The organism is Actinoplanes sp. CA-030573, from assembly GCF_050951115.1.
Taxonomy (GTDB): Bacteria; Actinomycetota; Actinomycetes; order Mycobacteriales; family Micromonosporaceae; genus Actinoplanes.
Genome location: NZ_CP192038.1, coordinates 6193396 through 6212895 on the forward strand (window position 1 = coordinate 6193396; position 19500 = coordinate 6212895).

At 71.7% G+C, this 19500-nt stretch carries 20 protein-coding genes; 7 read left to right on the forward strand and 13 right to left on the reverse strand.

All coding sequences use genetic code 11. The features are described 5' to 3' along the window. From ACQP2F_RS28650 to arc, 4 genes are all read right to left on the reverse strand, one after another. Positions 1-216 carry a ubiquitin-like protein Pup gene (locus ACQP2F_RS28650; protein WP_433292683.1) on the reverse strand — a complete coding sequence of 72 codons (216 nt, stop codon included), beginning with the start codon at positions 214-216 and terminating at the stop codon, positions 1-3. Positions 217-315: 99 nt separating this feature from the next. Next, a complete protein-coding gene (dop, locus tag ACQP2F_RS28655; protein WP_433292685.1) occupies positions 316-1833 on the reverse strand; it encodes a depupylase/deamidase Dop in 1518 nt (505 codons plus the stop codon). Positions 1834-1889: 56 nt separating this feature from the next. Beyond that, a complete protein-coding gene (locus tag ACQP2F_RS28660) occupies positions 1890-3164 on the reverse strand; it encodes an acyltransferase family protein (RefSeq protein ID WP_433292687.1) in 1275 nt (424 codons plus the stop codon). Between the two features lie 60 nt (positions 3165-3224). Continuing rightward, positions 3225-5006 carry a proteasome ATPase gene (gene arc / locus ACQP2F_RS28665; protein WP_433292689.1) on the reverse strand — a complete coding sequence of 594 codons (1782 nt, stop codon included), beginning with the start codon at positions 5004-5006 and terminating at the stop codon, positions 3225-3227. Between the two features lie 174 nt (positions 5007-5180). Between arc and ACQP2F_RS28670 the strand changes: the two genes are divergently transcribed. After that, positions 5181-5474, forward strand: coding sequence for a ferredoxin (locus tag ACQP2F_RS28670; RefSeq protein ID WP_433292691.1), 294 nt, complete (start codon positions 5181-5183; stop codon positions 5472-5474). 103 nt (positions 5475-5577) lie between these two features. Here ACQP2F_RS28670 and ACQP2F_RS28675 read toward each other — a convergent pair whose 3' ends face one another. The 3 genes from ACQP2F_RS28675 to ACQP2F_RS28685 all read right to left on the reverse strand — a co-directional run bounded on the left by ACQP2F_RS28675 (position 5578) and on the right by ACQP2F_RS28685 (position 8598). After that, positions 5578-6168 (reverse strand): hypothetical protein, encoded by a 591-nt coding sequence (locus ACQP2F_RS28675; RefSeq protein WP_433292693.1) that lies wholly within the window; start codon positions 6166-6168, stop codon positions 5578-5580. 227 nt (positions 6169-6395) lie between these two features. Beyond that, positions 6396-7424 (reverse strand): tRNA (adenine-N1)-methyltransferase, encoded by a 1029-nt coding sequence (locus ACQP2F_RS28680; protein ID WP_433292695.1) that lies wholly within the window; start codon positions 7422-7424, stop codon positions 6396-6398. Positions 7425-7440: 16 nt separating this feature from the next. Beyond that, complete coding sequence (locus tag ACQP2F_RS28685) at positions 7441-8598, reverse strand: site-2 protease family protein (protein ID WP_433292697.1); 1158 nt, start codon at positions 8596-8598, stop codon at positions 7441-7443. A 76-nt stretch (positions 8599-8674) separates the two neighbouring features. On the opposite strand from ACQP2F_RS28685, the gene ACQP2F_RS28690 reads away from it, so the two are divergent. Continuing rightward, the gene (locus ACQP2F_RS28690; RefSeq protein WP_433292699.1) at positions 8675-9649 is read left to right on the forward strand and encodes a RecB family exonuclease; all 975 of its coding nucleotides are present in this window, start codon (positions 8675-8677) and stop codon (positions 9647-9649) included. Positions 9650-9740: 91 nt separating this feature from the next. Beyond that, complete coding sequence (locus ACQP2F_RS28695) at positions 9741-10532, forward strand: LuxR C-terminal-related transcriptional regulator (RefSeq protein WP_433292701.1); 792 nt, start codon at positions 9741-9743, stop codon at positions 10530-10532. A 280-nt stretch (positions 10533-10812) separates the two neighbouring features. On the opposite strand, the gene ACQP2F_RS28700 is transcribed toward ACQP2F_RS28695, so the two are convergent. Both ACQP2F_RS28700 and ACQP2F_RS28705 read right to left on the reverse strand, forming a co-directional pair. Then, positions 10813-11634: a DUF4097 family beta strand repeat-containing protein gene (locus tag ACQP2F_RS28700; RefSeq protein ID WP_433292703.1), complete on the reverse strand. Its 822-nt coding sequence runs from the start codon at positions 11632-11634 to the stop codon at positions 10813-10815. A 21-nt stretch (positions 11635-11655) separates the two neighbouring features. Beyond that, complete coding sequence (locus ACQP2F_RS28705) at positions 11656-12153, reverse strand: hypothetical protein (protein WP_433292705.1); 498 nt, start codon at positions 12151-12153, stop codon at positions 11656-11658. 298 nt (positions 12154-12451) lie between these two features. Here ACQP2F_RS28705 and ACQP2F_RS28710 point away from each other — a divergent pair, with 298 nt between their 5' ends. Further along, positions 12452-13207, forward strand: coding sequence for an ABC transporter ATP-binding protein (locus ACQP2F_RS28710; protein ID WP_433292707.1), 756 nt, complete (start codon positions 12452-12454; stop codon positions 13205-13207). Then, positions 13207-15735, forward strand: coding sequence for an ABC transporter permease (locus tag ACQP2F_RS28715; RefSeq protein WP_433292709.1), 2529 nt, complete (start codon positions 13207-13209; stop codon positions 15733-15735). The genes ACQP2F_RS28710 and ACQP2F_RS28715 overlap by 1 nt, the downstream gene beginning before the upstream one ends. 46 nt (positions 15736-15781) lie before the next feature. Here the strand turns inward: ACQP2F_RS28715 and ACQP2F_RS28720 are convergent, their stop codons facing one another. Continuing rightward, on the reverse strand, positions 15782-16444 hold the full coding sequence (locus ACQP2F_RS28720) for an HAD family hydrolase (protein ID WP_433307639.1): 663 nt from the start codon (positions 16442-16444) through the stop codon (positions 15782-15784). 76 nt (positions 16445-16520) lie between these two features. On the opposite strand from ACQP2F_RS28720, the gene ACQP2F_RS28725 reads away from it, so the two are divergent. Both ACQP2F_RS28725 and ACQP2F_RS28730 read left to right on the forward strand, forming a co-directional pair. After that, positions 16521-17324, forward strand: a complete 804-nt coding sequence (locus ACQP2F_RS28725; protein WP_433292711.1) for an aminoglycoside 3'-phosphotransferase — start codon at positions 16521-16523, stop codon at positions 17322-17324. 22 nt (positions 17325-17346) lie between these two features. After that, a complete protein-coding gene (locus ACQP2F_RS28730) occupies positions 17347-18102 on the forward strand; it encodes a YqjF family protein (RefSeq protein WP_433292713.1) in 756 nt (251 codons plus the stop codon). A 10-nt stretch (positions 18103-18112) separates the two neighbouring features. Here the strand turns inward: ACQP2F_RS28730 and ACQP2F_RS28735 are convergent, their stop codons facing one another. From ACQP2F_RS28735 to ACQP2F_RS28745, 3 genes are read right to left on the reverse strand one after another with little or no spacing between them, the layout of a single operon-like run. Next, positions 18113-18814 (reverse strand): SDR family NAD(P)-dependent oxidoreductase, encoded by a 702-nt coding sequence (locus ACQP2F_RS28735; RefSeq protein WP_433292715.1) that lies wholly within the window; start codon positions 18812-18814, stop codon positions 18113-18115. Further along, positions 18811-19305: a helix-turn-helix transcriptional regulator gene (locus tag ACQP2F_RS28740; RefSeq protein WP_433292717.1), complete on the reverse strand. Its 495-nt coding sequence runs from the start codon at positions 19303-19305 to the stop codon at positions 18811-18813. Before ACQP2F_RS28740 ends, ACQP2F_RS28735 begins: the two co-directional genes overlap by 4 nt. Beyond that, positions 19251-19463, reverse strand: coding sequence for a hypothetical protein (locus tag ACQP2F_RS28745; protein WP_433292719.1), 213 nt, complete (start codon positions 19461-19463; stop codon positions 19251-19253). Before ACQP2F_RS28745 ends, ACQP2F_RS28740 begins: the two co-directional genes overlap by 55 nt. Positions 19464-19500: the final 37 nt, after the last annotated feature.

Sequence of the window (19500 nt, forward strand, 5' to 3'; positions counted from 1 at the left end):
TCACTCACCGCCTTTCTGCACGTAGCCGCGGACGAACTCCTCGGCGTTCTCCTCCAGCACGGAGTCGATCTCGTCCAGCAGGTCGTCGACGTCCTCGGTGATCTCGGCGTGGCGCTCGGCCACCTCCGGGTTGGCCTCGACGGTGGCGTCCTCGACCTCCTGGTCCGCGCGGCCCTTGCTCGACTGAGACTGTCCGCCAGTGTCACGGGTTGCCATGGATGTCCCCCTTCTAGCCACCCGAAGTTCGCACGACATCGGGTACTCAAAACCTACCTCGCGCCGATGACCGGCTGCCCGGCCGGGGAGGTCGTTTTCTCAGCGGGCCGTAATAACCTCGAGCAGGTCCTTCGCGCTCTCGCACTTGTCGAAGAGCGCCCCGACGTGCTTCTTGGTGCCGCGCTCCGGCTCCATCATCGGCACCCGGACGAGCGACTCCCGCCCGACGTCGAAGATGACCGAGTCCCAGCTCGCGGCGACCACTTCGGACGCGTACTGGGCCAGGCACCGGCCGCGGAAGTAGGCGCGGGTGTCGTCCGGCGGCTCGTACATCGCCCGCTGGGTCTCCTCCGGGTCCAGGAGGGTCTTCATCGAGCCGCGGGCCACCAGGCGGTGGTAGAGGCCCTTCTCGGGGCGCACGTCCGCGTACTGGAGGTCGACCAGCTGGAGCTTGGGCGACGACCAGCCCAGGTTCTCCCGCTCCCGGTAGCCCTCGAGCAGCCGCAGCTTGGCGACCCAGTCGAGCGAGTCCGAGCACAGCATCGGGTCGCGCCCGAGCTTGTCGAGCACGTCCTCCCAGCGGTCGAGGACGTCGGCGGTCTGCTCGTCGGCGTCGTCGCCGTAGCGCTCCTCGACGAACGCACGGGCCCGCTCGTAGTACGCCCACTGGAGGTCCAGCGCGGTCAGCCGGCGGCCGTCGCGCAGCCGGATCAGGTGCTTGAGCGCCGGGTCGTGGCTCACCGACTTCAGCTCGCTGACCGGGTCGGCGATGCCCAGCTCGCCGGTGAACACCTTCTCCTCGATCATCGCGAGGACCAGCGAGGTGGTGCCCATCTTGAGGTACGACGCGATCTCGGAGAGGTTGGCGTCGCCGATGATGACGTGCAGGCGTCGGTACTTGTCGGCGTCCGCGTGCGGCTCGTCGCGGGTGTTGATGATCGGCCGCTTCAGGGTCGTCTCGAGCCCGACCTCGACCTCGAAGAAGTCGGCGCGGGACGAGATCTGGAAGCCCGAGCCCGAGCCGTCCTGCCCGAGGCCCACCCGGCCGACGCCGGTGAACACCTGCCGGGTCACGAAGAACGGCGTCAGGTGGGCGACGATGTCGGCGAACGGGGTCTGGCGCCGCATCAGGTAGTTCTCGTGCGACCCGTACGACGCGCCCTTGTTGTCGGTGTTGTTCTTGTAGAGCTGGATCCGGTGGGTGCCGGGGATGGTGGCGGCACGGCGCGAGGCCTCGGCCATCACCCGCTCGCCGGCCTTGTCCCACTTGACGACGTCGAGCGGGTTGGTGCACTCCGGGGTGCTGTACTCCGGGTGCGCATGGTCGACGTAGAGACGGGCGCCGTTGGTCAGTATCACGTTGGCCAGGCCCAGGTCCTCGTCGGCGAGGGCGTCGGCCGGGTCGTAGGCGGCGCCGGAGTAGGTGAACCCCCGGGCGTCGCGCAGCGGCGACTCCTCCTCGTAGTCCCATCGGGCCCGCCCGCCGCGGTTCAGCTCGGGCCGGGCCCCGTAGGCGTTGACCACCTGCGAGGACGTCACCATCGGGTTGGCGCCGGGCTGCCCGGGCACCGAAATGCCGTACTCGACCTCGGTTCCCATGATCCGTCGAACGCTCATGCGACCACTCCGCCCGCCAACAATCCGCCCGCCACGCTGCTGCTCATGTATCGAGCCTAGACGCTCTGCCTCACGTTCTCGCCCCGCCCCGCGCCCGGCTTGGCACGCTGCGTGGTCAAATGCGGGGGTGGGCCGAGGCGGGCGGCGATCTTGCGGCCGAGTGCCTGGCCCGGGATTTCCACCATCCGGTACGCGAGCCAGGCCACCAGCAGAGCGAGGATCAGGTACCCCAGCCCGGCCGTCACGCGGACCGGCAGAGGTCCCGTCCCGAAATCCGGGAGCGCGTGCACCAGCACGTAGAGGACCACCACGTGCAACAGGTAGAGCGAGTAGCTGATCCGCCCCAGCCATATCAGCGGCGCGGGCACAGTCCGATTTCGCATGGCGTAGGCAAACGCGAACGTGACGGCCACCGCGCCGACGTTGGCCGTCCACAGGCGCAGGGCGGCACCCGTACCGCCGAGGTGTGTCCAATGCGCACCGATCACGCTCAGCGCCACCACCGTCAGCGAGAAGGCCGCCGCCCGGCCGCCGACCTGGCCGTGCTGCCACCGGTAGACCACCGTGCCGGCGAACATCACCGCCAGCAGCAGCAGGCCCTGCCAGGACGAGATGACGGTGCTGTCGGCGGTGGCGTGCCCGTTGACCGCGGGCAGCAGCACGAACGCCACCCCGGCGGCGCCCGCGAGAGCCACGAGCCGGTCCCGGACGTACGCGAGAACGCTCAGCCCGATGATCACCGCAAGCAATCCGGCCGTGATCCGCCGCTCCGCGAACGTGGCGCCGAGCAGGCCGTTCGGCAGCGACCGGCCGAGAACCAGCGCGGCCAGGCCGAGCGCCGGCGCCCACCACGCGCTGAGCCGGTGCAGGCGCCAGACGAACAGACCGGAGACGATCAGGTAGAACGTCATCTCGTAGGAGAGCGTCCAGAAGACCCGGACGGCGCCGCGGTGGCCGACCAGGTCGGGCATCATCGTCGCGTGCGCCAGGACGCTGGTGACCGTCTCCAGGCGCAGGGACGGCTGCCAGGCGAGCCACCCGGCCGCGCCGGCGGCCACGACGACCGCGATCGCGAACAGATAGGCCGGGTAGATGCGGAACAGCCGGCCGATCCAGAACCGGCGCAGGCTGCCGTGCCGCTCCAGCGACATCGGGATGACGTAGCCCGAGACCAGGAAGAACAGCAGCACGCCGTACTTGCCGAAGTCGATGTGCCGGTAGATCGCGAGGTGGCGCTCGGAGCCGATCACCCGCGGGCTCAGGTGGAAGCAGACGACGACGAGGGCGGCGTACCCGCGGAGCGCGTCCAGCCAGTCCAGTCGTTTGGTCACTTCTGGTCAACGAGGAACGCGGGCGGAGGGTGACCCCCCGCCCGCGTTCGCGTCGATCTCCTACAGGTACTGACCGGTGTTGCTCGCGGTCTCGATGGACCGGCCGGCCTCGGCGCCCTTGCCGCCGGAGACGAGCGTGCGGATGTAGACGATCCGCTCGCCCTTCTTGCCGGAGATGCGGGCCCAGTCGTCGGGGTTGGTGGTGTTGGGCAGGTCCTCGTTCTCCCGGAACTCGTCGACGCACGAGTCCAGCAGGTGCTGCAGGCGCAGCCCCTTCTTGCCGGAGGTGAGGAACTCCTTGATCGCCATCTTCTTGCCGCGGTCCACGATGTTCTGGATCATCGCGCCGGAGTTGAAGTCCTTGAAGTAGAGGACCTCCTTGTCACCGTTGGCGTAGGTGACCTCCAGGAAGCGGTTCTCCTCGCTCTCCGTGTACATCCGGAGGACGACCGCCTCGATCATCGCGGCGACGGTGACGTCGCGGTCGCCGCCGTGCTCGTTGAGGTCGTCGTCGCTCAGCGGCAGGTCGCGAAGGATGTACTTGCCGAAGATGTCCTTCGCGGCCTCGGCGTCCGGGCGCTCGATCTTGATCTTCACGTCCAGGCGGCCGGGGCGCAGGATCGCCGGGTCGATCATGTCTTCCCGGTTCGACGCGCCGATGACGATGACGTTCTCCAGGCCCTCGACACCGTCGATCTCGCTGAGCAGCTGGGGAACGATCGTGTTCTCCACGTCGCTGGAGACGCCCGAGCCACGGGTCCGGAAGATCGAGTCCATCTCGTCGAAGAACACGATCACCGGGGTGCCCTCGCCGGCCTTCTCCCGCGCCCGCTGGAAGACCAGGCGGATGTGCCGCTCGGTCTCACCCACGTACTTGTTGAGCAGCTCCGGGCCCTTGATGTTGAGGAAGTAGCTGGTGTGCTTCTCCTCACCACGCCGCTCGGCGATCTTCTTGGCCAGCGAGTTGGCCACCGCCTTCGCGATCAGGGTCTTGCCACAGCCGGGCGGGCCGTAGAGCAGGATGCCCTTCGGCGGGCGCAGCTGGTGCTCCCGGAACAGGTCGGCGTGCAGGAACGGCAGCTCCACCGCGTCGCGGATCTGCTCGATCTGCGAGTGCAGGCCACCGATGTCGGAGTAGTCGACGTCGGGGACCTCCTCCAGGACCAGCTCCTCGACCTCGCTCTTCGGGATCCGCTCGTACGCGTACGCCGAACGGGGCTCGATCATGAGCGAGTCACCGGCGCGGAGCTTGGCGATCTCCAGAGAGTCGGCGAGGAACACGATGCGCTCCTCGTCGGCGTGCGAGACCACCAGCGCCCGGTCACCCGGGACGCCACCCTCGCCGGCCAGCACCTCCTTGAGCGTGACCACCTCGCCGGAGCGCTCGAAGCCGAACGCGTCGACGACGTTGAGGGCGTCGTTGAGCAGCACCTCCTGGCCCCGCTGCAGCTCCTCGACCTCGAGCGACGGCGAGACCGCCACCCTCAGCTTGCGGCCGCCGGTGAAGACATCGACGGTGCCGTCCTCGTGTGCGGACAGGAATACGCCGTAGCCGCTGGGCGGCTGGGCGAGCCGGTCAATCTCTTCCTTGAGAGTGACGATCTGGGCCCGGGCTTCCTTGAGGGTCGCCACGAGCCGGTCGTTGTTCTCGGTCACTCGGGCCAGCTGCGCCTGCGTTGCCGCGAGCCGTTCCTCGAGCTGCCGGACGTGTCGTGGGCTTTCGGTCAACTTCCGCCGAACCAGAGCAAGTTCCTCCTGAAGGAACGCGACCTGGCTGGAGAGATCGTTGGCCTCTTTCTCCCAACGTGCGGCGCGTGAATCCGCTTCGTCGCTACGTGCCACGTCCCACCTCCCCGGGGGCTCGAACGTCTTGCGATAACACTAGCTGCTGTGGCCGGGATTTCGACCCATGCAACACCCTCGTCACCGAGTCTTGATCCATTCGGCCGGTGGCCGCAAGTTGGTTGTCGTAGCCATCCGGTACCGTCGGGTGGGGCTATTCGCGGGAGGTACGAAGTGTCGGCGCAGACCGGAACGGACGAGCTGCAGGTCTGGGTGGATCAGGACCTCTGCACCGGGGACGGCCTCTGCGTGCAGTACGCGCCGGAGGTCTTCGAGTTCGACATCGACGGACTCGCCTATGTCAAGGATCACGACGGTGAGCTGCTGCAATCTCCCAGCGTACGGACCGGGGTGCCGGCTCATCTGCGGCTCGAGGTGATCGACGCCGCCAAGGAGTGCCCGGGCGACTGCATCCACGTCGTGCGTTCCTCGGACGACGTCGAGGTCGCCGGTCCGGACGCCGACTGACAAAGGCCTCGCGAGTACGGAAAGTTTCCGCGCACCAAGGTTTGCCGGGCGCCACCGAAAGCGCGGAAAATGTCACACCCCGGAAACAGAGGCACGCCGAGGTTTAAAGCGTCGGACGTCCCACCAACGAGGCGACAACTCGGCTGAACTCCTCCAGTCGGGCAATCTGCCCGGGACCGCCGTCGTCGAGCGTCTTGCCGAAGCGCAGCGCGTCGTGCCGCAGCGCCGTGCGGCCCTCGCCCTCGTCCATCCCGGGCGGCGGCACGGCGTCGTCGATCGAGCTCAGCAGCAGGTAGACGTCGATGCTGTCGACCCGGGCCTGCCCGTTCGACGTACGGGTGAGGCGCCGCCGGCAGCCGACCTCGGTGACCGTGGAGAGCGGCACCACCCGCAGCGAGCTGGTCATCGAGCCGACCGGGCCGTCGCCGGGCGCCACGTCCTCGCCGTGCCAGAGCACCAGCCGGCTGCCGTCGCAGATGACGACCTCCTGCCAGACGCCGTTCACCTCGTTGACGAAGCGCTCGAGGGTGAAGCTGAGCACCGAGGCGCCGCGCAGCACCCCGAAGAGCGCGTCCAGCGCCACCTCGGGGTCGCGCAGATAGGCCCGGGCGGCGGAGTCGAGATCCTGATATGGCGACCAGTCGGGGAAGACCGCCGGCATCTCGTTGCTGCCACCGAACGGCGGAGAACTCATCGCGCCCACCCGATCCTCCCGTCCGCTTGCGTCGCCCCCTGGGAAGCTACCCGACCGGACCGGCCGTAGTCACATCGCTCGGCCGGGTAACGTCCGTCGATCCGTTTCGTCCTTTTTCACGGTGTTGAGCGGGGTTGCGCCCGGTGTTGGTTCGTCCCCTGCCGCGCGGCGTGACCGATTGATCGGCTCATTCCGGATGCGCCGGTTTTCGGGGGCTTCCGGCGCGTTCAGTCGCCCTCGGGCGCCGCGTCTGGGGCCGCGTCTCCCGCTCCCTCGGGCGCGACTCCCTTGGGTGCGGCTCCCTCGTGGGCGGCGCTCTCGTGGGCGGCGCTCTCGTGGGCGGCGCTCTCGACCACGGCGGCGGCCTCGGCCTCGCTCGCGGCGGCCAGCGCGGCCTGGGCGGCACGCTTCAACGCGTACGCCTCGGCGCCCTTGCTCGGTTTGCGTCGGCGCGGCGGCGCCATGACGCCGGGCGCGAGCTTGCGGGCGGAGACCAGGAACGCGGTGTGCGCGATCATCCGGTGGTCGGGGCGGACCGCGAGCCCCTCGGCGTGCCAGTCGCGCACCAGCGACTCCCAGGCCCGCGGCTCGGTCCAGCCACCGCGCTCGCGCAGGGCCTCGACCAGCTCGGACAACTGCGGCGTGGTGGCCACGTAGCCGACGAAGACACCGCCGGGCACGATCGACCGCTCGACCATGTCGAGGGCCTCCCACGGGGTCAGCATGTCCAGGACGATCCGGTCGAAGCCGGTCTCGGTGTTGCCCGCCACGTCGCCGATGTGCAGGTTCCAGGCCTTCTGCGGGCCGCCGAGGAACGACTCGACGTTCTTGCGGGCGATCGCCGCGAAGTCGTCGCGCAGCTCGTACGAGTGCAGCTCGCCGTGCTCCCCCACCGCCCGCAGCAGCGAGCAGGTCAGCGCGCCCGAGCCGACGCCGGCCTCGAGCACCTTGGCGCCCGGGAAGATGTCGCCCATGGCCACGATCTGCGCCGCGTCCTTCGGGTAGATCACCTGGGCGCCGCGCGGCATGCTCAGCACGTAGTCGCTCAGCAGCGGGCGCAGCGCGAGGTACTGGGTGCCGCCGGCCGAGCTGATCACGCTGCCCTCGGGCCGGCCGATGAGGTCGTCGTGCTCCAGGGCGCCGCGGTGGGTGTGGTACGACTTGCCCGGCTCCAGCACGATCGTGTGCATCCGCCCCTTGGGGTCGGTGAGCTGGACGCGGTCGCCCTCGTGGAAGGGGCCCGTAGTACTGGTCACGTGCTTCTCTCTGTCGTCAGGGTCGTCTACCGCGGCGCGGCTCCAGCACCTCGGCGACGTCGCCGACGCGCAGGACGCCCACCACGTCCTTGCCCTCGCCCGCGGTGACCACGTACTGACCGGCCGGGTGGGCCTGCAGCGCGCGGACCACCTGCTCCCCGGTGAGCCCGAGCGCCAGCGCGGGCACCGCGTCGCGCGACCGGGACACGGTGTCGACGGCCACCCACGGGCGACGGTCGACCGGGACGCGCTCGGCGGCGACCGGGTCGACCAGTGCGGTGAGATTACCGGCCGAGTCGGTGACCGCGAGCACCACGTTCGGCCTCGGGTCCTCGGAGCGGCGCCGCTGCGCCTCGCCGAGCGGGGTGCCGGCCGGGACGGTGAGCAGCGGGCGGGCCAGCCGGGCCAGGTCGACGAGCGGGAAGCGGCGGGTCATCCGGGCGAGCCGGATCGACTGGCCGGCGCCCTGCCACAGGGTGAAGACGACCAGCAGCACGAACAGCAGGCCGAACAGGGTCAGGGTCTGCAGGCGGTAGAGCCAGAGGGCGATCAGCATGCAGACGAAGGCGAGGATGCGGCCGGACCAGGCGGCGGCCTCGGTCGCCCGGTTGCGGTCCTTGATCAGCGCCCACAGCACGGCCCGCAGCGCCCGGCCGCCGTCGAGCGGCAGCCCCGGCAGCACGTTGAAGATCGCGACGAGGATGTTGCTGGCGGCCAGCTGGAAGGCGATCTGGCCGGCGGCCGTACGGTCGGGGAGCCCGACGGCCGCGGCCGTGGCGACGCCGCCGAGCACCAGCGAGACGGCCGGACCGGCCAGGCTGACCAGCGCGTCGACCCGCGGGCTCGGCGCGTCGCGGTCCATCTCGGTCCAGCCGCCGAGCAGCTCGAGGGTGATCCCGCGCACGCCGATGCCGAAGCGCCGGGCGACCAGCGCGTGCCCGAGCTCGTGCAGCAGCACCGAGCCGAGCAGGCAGACCACGAAGCCGAGGCCGACCAGGTAGCCGAGCGGGTCGCCGAGGCCGAGCTCGGAGCGGACGTAGTTGCGGTAGACGAGGATGACGAGCGCCGCCAGGATCAGCATCGACCCGTTCACGAAGACGGGGATGCCCAGCACGCGTCCCACCGCCCGGCCCGGGCGGGCGGCGCGACGAGGCCGCGGTGTGCTCTGCTCCACCCGCACGATGCTACGGAGTCGCCGGCGGCGGGGTCGCGGCGCGTTTTCGTCGTACCCCTGCCCTAGCCTCTCTGACATGACGGCACAGACGGTCTCCCCCCTCCCCGCCGGCGACTCCCATGCCGGTCCCTCGTTGTCGCCGTCACGCGCGGCCGACTTCAAGACCTGCCCGCTGCTGTTCCGCTTCCGCACCATCGACAAGCTGCCCGAGCAGCCCTCCGCCGACCAGGTACGCGGCACGCTCGTCCACGCGGTGCTGGAGCGCCTGTTCGACCTGCCCGCCGCCGAGCGCACCCCCGCCGCCGCGGCCGCGCTCGTCGCCCCGGCGTGGCAGGGCCTGCTCGACGCCGAGCCCGGGCTCTCCGAGATCTTCGCCGCCGTCGCCGCCCCCCGCTCGTCCGACCCCGCCGCGCTCGCCGCCGAGGCCGACGCCGCCGGCCAGGCCGCGCTGGTCGACGTTCTCGACGCCGGCGAGGCCGCCCGCCTGGCCGCCTTCCTGTCCAGCGCCACCGCCCTGCTCGACGGCTACTTCGCGGTCGAGGACCCGCAGCGCCTCGAGCCCGCCGAGCGCGAGTCCCTGATCTCCACCCTGGTCGACGACACGCTGCTGATCCGCGGTTACATCGACCGCCTCGACGTCTCCCCGGCCGGCGACCTGCGCGTGGTCGACTACAAGACCGGCGGCGCGCCGCGGGAGGCGTTCGAGGGCCGCGCCCTGTTCCAGCTGAAGTTCTACGCCCTGGTCCTGTGGCGCACCCGCGGCGTCGTGCCGCGCGTGCTGCGTCTGCTCTACCTGAAGGACGCCGAGGTCTGCGACTACAGCCCCGACCAGGAGGAGCTGGAGCGTTTCGAGCGCACGCTGGTGGCCCTCTCCGAGGCGATCGAGCGGGCCAAGCGGGAGCAGGACTTCCGCCCCAAACCGAGCCGGCTGTGCGGTTGGTGCAGCCACCAGTCGTTGTGTCCGGAGTTCGGCGGCACCCCGCCCCCCTTCCCGGCCGGCGAGGTGGTCCGCATCGACCTGACCGCGGCCGACGACGACCGCCTGGGCTGACGCCGCAGCGGCGCCGGCGCACCCATCGACCCGCCGCGCCGGGGATCGCCTAGGGTGACCCCAGGCTTCGGGGGCGACCGTGGGGGTGCGGGTGGCGGAGACAACGGCCGGGCGGCCACTGCGCGTTCTGCTCGCCGACCCCGCCCCGATGCACCGCTCCGGCCTGCGCATGGTGCTCGCCGCCACCGCGATCTCCGGCGCGGGCTCCGCGGCCGGCGGCTCGCCCGCAGAGGGCTCCTTGGTCAGCGGCTCGCCCACAAAGCGCTCCGCGCCTTCCGATCACGGCGGGGACGGCCCGGAGATCATCGTCGCGGGCGAGACCGGGGACGGCGCGGAAGCGGTCGAGCTCGCCCGGCGGCTGCTGCCCGACGTGCTGGTGGCCGAGATTCCGTTGCCGCGGCTCGACGGCCTCGGCGTGGCTCGCGCGGTGACCGGCGCCGGGCTGCCGGTGCGGGTGCTGATCCTGACCGCCGACGACCGTGACGAACAGGTGCTGGGCGCGATCGCCGCGGGGGCGGCCGGCTTCCTGCGCAAGGACGCCCCGCCGGCCGAGGTCATCGCCGCGATCCGGGCGGTGGCCGCGGGCGGCGCCGTGATCACGCCGGCCGTGCTGGCCCGCATCCTGACCCGGGTGGCCGAGGCGCTGCCCGCACCCGAGACGACCACGACCTCCAAGCTCGACGCCCTGACCGACCGCGAACGCGAGGTGCTCGTCCACGTCGCGCGCGGCCACTCGAACGCCGAGATCGCCGAGGCCCTGCAGGTGAGCGAGACGACGATCAAGACGCACGTCGGCCACGTGCTGACCAAGCTGCGCCTGCGCGACCGTACCCAGGCGGTGGTCCTCGCCTACGAGACCGGTCTGGTCAAGCCGGGCGCCTGAAGTCCGGTCGAGCGGCCCGGCCGACAGGCGCGCACGCCGACGGCCCGGGCGAACCCGGGCCGTCGGCGTCAGCGGCGCTGGGGATGGGGCGACGGGCCGCGGCTCCGCGGCCACTCGACCGGGGCGAACCGGCCTCCGCGCGCCTTCGCGGCGCGGGCGGACAAGCGGGAACGGATGGCTTGTGCGGCGGACTCGAGGCCGAGGCGGTTGTCGGGAAGCATCAGGCTGCCTTTCGCTGGGGCGCGGATGGTTGTGGTCGCGCGGCGGTCGCCGGAGAGCGTCAGGCCGCCGCGTTACGGGTGGACGCGATCGCGCGGCGGACGCGGATGTCGCCGCTTGCCGTGCGGATCTTCAGCTCCAGGGCGACCGGGTTGTCGGCGGGCGGGACGTCGCCCTGGGCCGCCAGATCCGTGACCGACTTGCCGGAGGCGGTGTTCAGGTCCATCCAGACCGCCGAGCCGGCCGTGACGCCGACGGTGATGTCGCCGGAGGCGGTGTGGATGTCGGCCTGGCCCTGCCGTAGCGCACCGATCTCGATGTCGCCGCTCGCCGAGCCGGCCCGCAGCGAACCGCCGACGGCGCCGGTACGGATGTCGCCGCTCGCGGTCTCGGCGCTGACGTCACCGGTGACGTCACCGATGCGCACGTCGCCGGAGGCGCTCTTGGCGCGCAGCGAGCCACCGATCCGGCGCACGGTCAGGTCGCCGCTGGCCGCCTCCAGGTCGACGTCGCCGGACGCCTCGCCGAGGTCGACGTCGGCCGACGCCACGTCGAGCGTCACGTTGCCGTAGACGCCGGCCGCGCGTACGTCCGCCGAGGCTGTCTTGCCCGCCAGCGAGCTCCCGGCCGGCACCCGCGCGGTGATCCGGAGTTTCGGTGTTCGCCGCCAGCTCCAGTAGTCGCTGCCGGGCACCTGGATGAGCAGCGTGTCGTCCTCGAGCACCACGCGGGTGCCGGCTGCGGCCTCGACGCCGGACTCGCCGCCGCTCATCGGCTGCACGTCGACCTGGATCGAGACGCGGTCCTCGGCGACCACGTCGACGACGCCGGAGTGGGCGCGCAGGGCGACGGTGACGGGGGTGGAGCGGTCGAACTCGTACATGAGGGTCTCCTTGTCTTCGGGTCAGGCCTGGAAATAGCCCTTGAGGGACTTGCCGGGTTTGCCGGGGCGGGCCGCGGGCGGCCCGGTGGGAAAGCGGACCGCCGCGGTCACCGCGCGCACCAGCCACGCGTTGACCGAGATGCCCTCGGCCGCCGCCACCTGCTCGATGTGGGTCTTCAGGGTCTCCGGCATCCGAAGGGTCAGCCGGGCGAGGTCGCCTCCGTCGATCGGCGGCGCCGGATGGGCCTCGGGCGCCGGCGAGACCGGCCCCTCGGGCGCCACCGGGGTGACCACGAGGTCGGCCTCGCGACCGCGCAACCGCACCTCGACGCTCGCGTCGGACAGCCGGGTGGTGATCTCGGCCGCCGCGTCGGAGAGCGCCTCGAGAAGCGCCAGCCGGGCCGACGACTCGAGGGAATAGCCGAGAAGCTCGGCGGCGCGGGTGGTCTCCGGACCGCCCGGCGCGGCTGCCGCGGCGAGGTCGGCCCGGAGGGTCTCGAGGTAGGGCGTCAGGTCCATGCCACCACTATGACGTCATTGGTGACGTCAGTCAAGTGTCATGACGCCGTCACGCTGACATCTCAGGGTCGCCCCTGAGGCCGCCTGGGGTGCACCCCCGATCCCAATCTCCGCGTCGCGCTCCGCCCGTGGACGGACGCCCCGGAAGCCGAACACCGAAACACTGTTCCCTGCCGGCCGGGTGCGACGACCGCACCCGGCCGGACCAGAGACGACCGGAGAGACGACCGGACGCGCCGGCCAGACGGGGGCGGCAGCGCACGGGGGCATCGCGGAGATGCACTGACGAGGGGGCACGATGATGGGGACCAAGGCGCTCGAGCCGGTGGCGGCACGCGCCGAAGAAGTGTGGAAGGTCTACGGCGACGGGGAGAACCGCGTCGTCGCGCTGCGCGGGGTGAGCGCCGGCTTCGGCAAGGGCCGGTTCACGGCCATCATGGGGCCCTCGGGCAGCGGCAAGTCCACGCTCATGCATTGCCTGGCCGGCCTCGACACGGTCACCCGCGGCACCGTGCACATCGGCGGCACCGAGGTGTCGGGGCTCGGCGACAAGGCGCTGACCCGGCTGCGGCGCGACCGGATCGGCTTCATCTTCCAGCAGTTCAACCTGCTGCCCACGCTGACCGCGGCGGAGAACATCCGGCTCCCGCTGGACATCGCCGGCAAGAAGCCCGACCCGCAGTGGTGGGAGACGGTGATCGCGACGGTCGGCCTGCAGGACCGGCTGGGCCACCGGCCGAGCCAGCTCTCCGGCGGTCAGCAGCAGCGCGTGGCCTGCGCGCGGGCGCTGGTCGGCCGGCCCGACGTCATCTTCGCCGACGAGCCGACCGGCAACCTCGACTCCAGGTCGGGCGCCGAGGTGCTGTCGTTCCTGCGCGACAGCGTGCGCGAGCACGGCCAGACGATCGTCATGGTCACCCACGACCCGGTGGCGGCCAGCTACACCGACCGGGTGATCTTCCTCGCCGACGGCGCGATCGTGCAGGAGCTCGACCGCCCGACGCCGGAGACGGTGCTCGAAGCCATGAACACCACCCGGGAAGTGCTGGTCTGATGCTGCGCGCGACACTGAAGAGCCTGCTCGGCCGTAAGCTGCGGCTGGTGCTCTCCGGCCTGGCCGTGGTGCTGGGCGTGATGTTCGTGGCCGGTGCGTTCGTGCTCACCGACACGCTCGGCCGCTCTTTCGACCAGGTCTTCGCCAGCGTCTACGCGGGCACCGACGTCGGGGTGACGGCCAAGCCCAAGGTCGCGGTCTCGGAGACGGAGGGCGAGCAGGTCGACACCCCGCTCCCGGCGTCGGTCGTCGAGAAGGTCAAAGGCGTTCCCGGCGTACGCGAGGCGGTCGGCATGGTGAGTGCCGACGGCGCCCGGGTGATCGGCTCGGACGGCAAGGTGGTGACCAGCAACGGCCCGCCCCGGCTGGGCGGCAACTGGCTCGGCGAGGACGACCAGGTCAAGCTCCGCGAGGGGCGCGGGCCCACGTCCGACGCCGAGATCGCGGTGAACGCCGCCGTCGCCAAGGCGGCCGGCATCCACGTCGGTGACCGGGTGGGCGTGCTCACCCTCGAACCGAAGAAGACGTTCACACTGGTCGGCATCTGGGGCTACCCGGGCGGCAAGGACAGCATCGGCGGCGCCCAGGAGGTGGCGTTCACCACCCCGGTCGCGCAGAAGCTGATGCTCGGGCAGACCGGCGTCTACACGATGATCACCGTGAAGACCACGGACAAGAGCGCCGACGCGGCCGTACGCGACCGGATCGCGGCCGAGCTCGGCGACGGCTACGTGGTCAAGACCGGCGACCAGCTGGCCGCCGACAGCTCGGGCGACCTCAAGGACGCCCTCGCGTTCTTCAACAAGATCCTGCTGGGCTTCGCCGGCGTGGCGCTGTTCGTCGGCGTCTTCCTGATCCTCAACACGTTCTCGATCATCGTGGCCCAGCGCACCCGGGAGCTCGCGATGATGCGGGCGCTGGGCGCGAGCCGCCGCCAGGTGATCGGCTCGGTGCTGCTGGAGGCGGTGGTGATCGGCCTGATCGCGGCCGCCATCGGTCTGGCCGCCGGCATCGGCGTCGGCGCCGGGCTCGGCTACCTGTTCACGAAGTTCGCCGACGGGCTGGAGCTGGCCTCGGTCGGTGTGCCGCTCGCGGCCGTGCTCAGCTCGCTGATCGTCGGCGTGGTGGTCACCGTGGTCGCGGCCGTGCTGCCCGCGCTGCGCGCCTCGCGGATCGCGCCGGTCGCGGCCATGCAGGACGTGGCGACCCCGGACCGGCCGCTCACCAAGGTGAGCGTGACCGGCGCGGTGGTCGCGGCGGCCGGCGCCACGATGCTGGGGATCGGCCTGTACGGGACGAGCTCGCTCTGGCTCTTCTTCGGCGGCGTGCTGGTCTCGTTCGTCGGCGTGGCGCTGCTGACGCCGCTGATCGCGCGGCCGGTGGTGGCGCTGCTCGGCCGGCTGTTCTCGTGGTCGGTGCCGGGGCGGCTGGGCCGGCTCAACTCCGGCCGCAACCCGCGGCGTACGGCGATCACCGCGGCCGCGCTGATGGTCGGCATCGCGCTCGTCACCGGCGTCACCGTGGTGATGAACTCGGCCAAGACCAGCCTGGCCGCGCAGGTCGAGGACACGGTCAAGGCCGAGATCGTGATCGGCGGCGACCAGAACGGGCCGCGGCCGCCGACGTTCGACGCGACCGTGCTCGACCAGGCGCGCAAGACGGCCGGGGTGCGCTCGGCGGCCGGCCTCTGGGAGGACCAAGCGAAGATCGACGGCCGGCTCGCCTACGTCGACGCGACCGACGACCTGGCCCGGATGGCCGACACGTTCAGCGGGACGCGACTGGCGACGCTGCGCGACGACCAGATGGTGGTCAGCACGCAGGCAGCCCAGAAGCGGGGCTGGAAGGTCGGCCAGGCGCTGACCGTGCAGCTGTCCCGCGGCGACCCGCACCGGTACACGCTGGCCGGGACCTTCGACGAGAAGACGCTGCCCAGCACGTACGTGCTGCCGGCGTCGGCGGTCAAGGACTTCGGCATCCCGCAGCCGATCGTGGGCTTCGTGCGGCTGGCCGACGGCGCCACCGTGGCGCAGGTTCTCCCGCAGATGAAGGCGCTGGTGGCGGACAGTCCCGAGGTCTCGGCCAGCGACCGCACCACGTTCGTGAACGACCAGCTCTCCAGCTTCGACACCGTCATCACGATGGTGCAGGTGCTGTTGGCGCTGGCGATCCTGATCGCGGTGCTGGGCGTGGTGAACACGCTGGCGCTGTCGGTGCTGGAGCGGACCCGCGAGCTGGGCCTGCTGCGGGCGGTCGGCCTGAGCCGGGCGCAGACGATGCGGATGGTGACGGTCGAGGCCGTGGTCATCTCGGTCTTCGGCGCGCTGCTCGGCGTCGTGGTCGGCTCCGGCCTGGGCGCGGCGGTGGTGCGGGCGCTGAACGACGACGGCGTCACCAAGCTGGTGCTGCCGTGGGGCGGGATGGCGCTCTACCTGGTGCTGGCCGCGCTGGTCGGCGTGCTGGCGGCGGTGCTGCCCTCGATCAAGGCGGCCCGCCTGAACGTCCTGACCGCCATCGCGGTCGACTGACCGCCGGCCGGCCGCACGGCACGAGCGGCCGGGCACACCGGGCGGGTCAGCGGTCGGACGGGAGCAGGTGCCGGCTGATCAGCAGGTTGGCCAGGTAGGCGGGGTCCACACCGACGAGAGATCGGCGGAGGTGGACCCCGTCGGTCGCCGGGAGCTCGAGCTCGGCCGGGACGGCCAGGACCACGGCGCCCGAGGCCACGGCGCTGGCGACGCCGGTCGGGGAGTCCTCGATGGCGACGCAGCGCTCGATCGGCACGCCGAGCAGGGCCGCGGCCGTACGGTAGGGCTCGGGGTCGGGCTTGGGCATGGTGACCTCGTCGCCGCAGACCACGACGTCGAAGTTCTCCCGGCCCAGCGTGTCCAGCGCGGCCTCGACCAGCAGGCGGCCGGTCGACGTGACCAGGGCGGTGGGCAGCCCGGCGGCCTTGACGGCGCGCAGCAGCTCGGCGGCGCCCGGGCGCCAGACCAGGCCCTCGCGGAAGAGGTTGAAGACCCGGGTGGTCAGCCACTTCACGTCCGGCTCCTCCGGCCGGTCGGGCTGGCCCAGGTCCTCGCGGAAGATCTTCATGCTGCTCGCCATGCTGCCGCCGACCATGGCCGCCCGGGCCTCGGGCGAGAGCGTGCCGCCCGCCCACGCCGCCAGCTCGTGCAGCGCGATCTCCCACACCTTCTCGCTGTCCACCAGCGTGCCGTCCATGTCGAAGAGCACCGCGGCGGGTCCGTGTCCGTTCATCACCACCAATCCTCCCCGGTCGCTCGGGCGAAAGCGGCCGGGTGTGACACAAGTGGCAGAGTTGACGATCGTGCTGCCTCCGGAGAGCGTCATCGACGAGAGCGTGCCCGTGCCCACCGCCGTCCAGCGGCTCGCCGGCGGCCACGAGATCCGGCCGGTCTGGCGAAATGTGCTCGGTGGCCTCACGTACGAGGTCATCGCCCCGGAAGTGCGGTTTTTCGTGAAGTATGCGCCGGACGGCAGCGGGTTGCCGCTCGCGCGCGAGGCCGAGCGCCTGCGGTGGGCGGCGAGGTACGTCGCGGTGCCGCAGGTGATGGGCGAGGGCGCCGACGAGACCGGGGTCTGGCTGCAGACCCGGGCCATGAACGGCACGTCGGCCGTCACCGAGCGGTGGCGCGCGCGGCCGGAGACGGCGGTCGAGGCGATCGCGACCGGCCTGCGGCACCTGCACGACACCCTGCCCGTCGAGGAGTGCCCGTTCGACTGGAGCGTCGAGCGCCGCCTGGCCGGCAAGCAGCACCATTCCGGCGACATCCATCCCGACCACGGCGTCGCCTCCCTCGACGAGGCGCTGCGCCGGGTGTCCACGCCGCCGGAGATCGAGAGGCTGGTCGTCTGCCACGGCGACCCCTGCTCCCCCAACACGCTGATCGGCGACGACGGCCGCTTCGCCGGCCACGTCGACATGGCGTCGCTCGGCGTCGCCGACCGCTGGGCCGACCTGGCCGTCGCGTCGTGGAGCCTGAGCTGGAACTACGGGCCCGGCTGGGACGAGCGCTTCTTCGCCGCCTACGGCATCGAGCCCGACCACGAGCGGATCGCCTACTACCGCCTGCTGTGGGATTTCGGCGAGTAGCCGGCGGAGTAACTTCGCCGGTATGAGCCACATCGAGCCGGGCCAGGTCGAAGAGGTCACGCCGCTGACGACTCGGCCGGTGCGCCGCTCGCTGCTGGTGCAGCGCTGGACCGATCTCACCTTCCTGCACTGGCCGGTCGATCCGGCCCTGGTCGCGCCGCTGCTGCCGGCGGGCACCCGGCCCGATCTCCTCGACGGGGTCACCTACGTCGGGCTGATCGCGTTCCGGATGGCGGGATTCGGCTTCCTGAGCGGCCCCGGCATTCCCCATCTCGGCACATTCTGCGAGACCAACGTGCGCCTCTACAGCGTCGACGGCGACGGGCGCCGGGCGGTTGTCTTCCGCTCGCTGGACGCCGAGCGCCTGATCCCGGTTCTCACGGCGAGGGCGTGGCTGCACCTGCCGTACATGTGGTCGAAAATGCGCATCGTCAAAAGCCGGCAGCAGATCACGTACGTCTCCCGCCGGCGCTGGCCTTCGCCGAGAGGCGCCGCCTCGAGGATGTCGGTGCGCATCGGCGAGCGGATCGACGAGCCCACGCCGCTCGAGCATTTCCTGACCGCCCGCTGGGGGCTGCACACCCGGGCCTGGGGCCGCACGGTCCACCTGCCCAACGAGCACCCGCAGTGGCCGCTGCACCGGGCGACCTTGCTCACGCTGGACGACGAGCTGGTCGCCGCCGCCGGTCTTCCCCAGCCGGACGGGCCGCCGGTGAGCGTGCTCTACTCGCCCGGCGTCCCGGTGACCTTCGGCAGCGGCGGGCGGCTGCCACGATGATCCATGCCGCTCAGACCACCATGCCTCCGGTCGCCCGGATGTTCTGGCCGGTGATCCAGCGGCCCGCCTCCGACGCCAGGAAGAGGACGACGTCGGCGATGTCCGACGGCGTGCCGATCCGCTTGAGCGCGGCGAACCCGGCCGCCGCCTCGCGCGCGTCCGGCCCGTTGGCCTCGCGGAACATCTCGGTGTCGGTGGCGCCCGGCGAGACCGTGTTGACCGTGATGCCGCGCGGCCCCAACTCGCGCGCGGCCACCGCGGTGACCTGCTCGAGCGCTCCCTTCGACGCGCAGTAGAGGGTCAGCCCCGGCCCCGGCAGTACGGTGTTGAGCGTCGAGATGTTGACGATCCGGCCGCCGTCGCGCAGCAGCGGGATCGCCCGCTGGACCGCCACCAGCGGCGACACGAAGTTGATCGTCATGACCCGGTCGATGTCGGCGGCGGTCAGCTTCTCGATCGGCGTCCGGTCGACCACGGCCGCGTTGTTGACGAGGATGTCGAGCCCGTCCCCCACCGCGTCGAAGACCGCGCCGAGGTTCGCCGGGTCCCGTTGATCGGCCCGCACCGCCCGCGCCCCCTCGATCGGCTCCCCCGGATCATGGGCGTACGTGTAGACGACGGTCGCTCCCGCCGCGGTCAGCCGCCGCACCACGGCCCGCCCGATCCCGCGCGATCCCCCGGTGACAACGGCCGTCTTTCCCTCGATCGTCATGCCCGCGACGCTAGCTGTGGCCGACCGGGCCGGTCTTGAACAATTGCGCGCAGCTCGGCCGGCGTCGCACCGGCCAGGGCCCGGGTCTCGCGGGTCAGATGGGGCTGATCGGCGAATCCGCTCTCGGCCGCGACCCGGGCGAGGGGCTCGCCGCGGTCGATGAGGGTGATCGCCCGCTGGAACCGCGCGATCCGCGCCACCTCGCCGGGCGTCTGACCGAGCCGCTGCCGGAAGGCGCGTTCCAGCTTGCGGCGCGGTGTGCCGAGCTCGCCGGCCAGATCGCCGACGCGGATGCGGCCGCCGGCCTGCTGGAGGCGGTGCCAGCCGGCCATGACCGGGCCGGCCGGCTCGGCGTCGGCCATCCAGCGGCCGAGCAGGGTGTCGAGCAGGGAGAAGCGCGCGGCCCAGCCGGCGTTGCGATCGGCCCGGACGGCGATCAGGCGGTCGCGGAGCTCGACGGCGCGCGGCCCGAGCAGGTCGGGCAGGGCCACGATCCGGCCGGCCAGCTCCGATGCCGGATGCCGCGGCCGGTGGCGGAGCGGAAACCGCCGTAGCCCAGGACGCGGTCACGCAGGGTGGGAGCGGCCGCGCGGGCGATCGTGAAGCATCCGACCGGCTCCCCGGCGGCCGGCACCGAATGAACCGGCATGGGCCCATCCTGCCCGGCGGGCCGCTCCGGTGGGGGA